Source organism: uncultured Shewanella sp. (assembly GCF_947495455.1).
In the GTDB taxonomy this organism is placed as follows: Bacteria; Pseudomonadota; Gammaproteobacteria; order Enterobacterales; family Shewanellaceae; genus Shewanella.
Genome location: NZ_CANLZC010000215.1, coordinates 1 through 1,497, shown reverse-complemented (window position 1 = coordinate 1,497; position 1,497 = coordinate 1). Strand labels below are relative to the sequence as shown.

Here is a 1,497-nt window from a genome sequence, read left to right as displayed (position 1 = left end):
TAGAGATAGGACTCGGATTTTGACGCATTTAAACGATCAGTCAACCGATCAATAAATCGTTAAATGATCGGCATTACACCTTCAAGGTGGTTTTTTCTATCGAGTCAGCCAAATTCACTCTAAGATACCTGTCAACCTCATCGAAGTGCTGAGGCCATTTCACGCCATTATTTTCTTTTTCTATTAACTTTCACTTGGTAACGCATTTATCAAAAAGTATTAATACTTATTGATAGGTAAAGTAAAAACTCAACTTACTGGTACACCTTGTTTAAGTACACTTGCCTTTTTAATGATTAACTCTCCCTTTGCCCTTTGGATACAAAAAGATTCAATTGTAATCAAAAGGCTTCTTAAATATTGTTAATATTTTTTTCACGCTAATTACCACTTTCTCTCATTTGACAGCCCTAGGAAGCCTATTAGACTTAAGTAGGTTAAGGGAGTGATTATAAACTTACCCTAACACACCCTTTCTTAAATTTTATCACATGGATGAATGCAAACAGGATAATGTATTATGGCTGCACCAATCTTTATTAAAGCGACTCAAGATCTCACCCTTAAAGCAATTATTAAAGGCGAGCTGTTTGTTATCAAACCAAATGGTGAAATTATACCCCTTGAGGTAGGAGACGTCGTTCAAATTGGGGAAGTCATACAGTACAGTCCCGGCGCTGTGTTCGAGTTCAACTCAAATAGCAATAATAAAAGTTATACTCAAGCAGACATTCAAAATAGTGATGCTGTAATACCTTTTGATGCTGATTTTCAAAACACAACTAAAGACCGCGATAGTCGCGATACTGATAACCTCCTTTCCAATAATGAGGGGAGCAGCCAACCCGTTTACATACACAGAACTGGCCAAGAAGCCACAGCTACTAATAACTTTGACACTCAATCAATTAATGCCAGCAACAAGAATACACCCGATAACGTAGGCTTAGATTCAAACAGCGATACAGATAACGATCTCACTAACACATATCATTCAGGCATATCCCCTAGCATTACAGTAACCATTGACGATCTTGGTGACAACATATTAAATAACGATGAATACCATTCAACTCAAACTCTGACAGGTACAGTTAGTGGTGACTACCTCAACAACTCAACAATCACAGTCTTAGCCTCTATTAATGGCGCAGACACCAAAATCGGCACCACAACCCCTTCAGCTGATAATACTTGGTCAATTGACATCAGTAGTGACACTCTAAAGAGCATAGATATAGTCAACGATGATATAGTCTTCACTGTCAAACTAGACTCAGCAACCTCTGAAGGGTTTAGCTCAACTGCAACTAATCAGTTGACAGTAGAAGTCGATACCGTCATCCCTGAGGCTGACGTTTATATCACCTCCATCGCAGGCGATGACTGGATCAATCATGCCGAGTCTGAGACCTCAGTCACTATTACAGGTTATGCCACCAGTGACACTGATAATATCGCTGGTGATGTCGTCAGCCTCTATACCGATATTAACGA

General features: G+C 39.1%; 1 protein-coding gene. It reads left to right on the top strand.

Features of this window, described 5'->3' with window-relative positions:
* Window positions 1–520: 520 nt before the first annotated feature.
* Window positions 521–1,497: hypothetical protein (locus tag Q0791_RS24800; RefSeq protein ID WP_299011939.1), on the top strand; the 977-nt coding region annotated here is incomplete at its 3' end.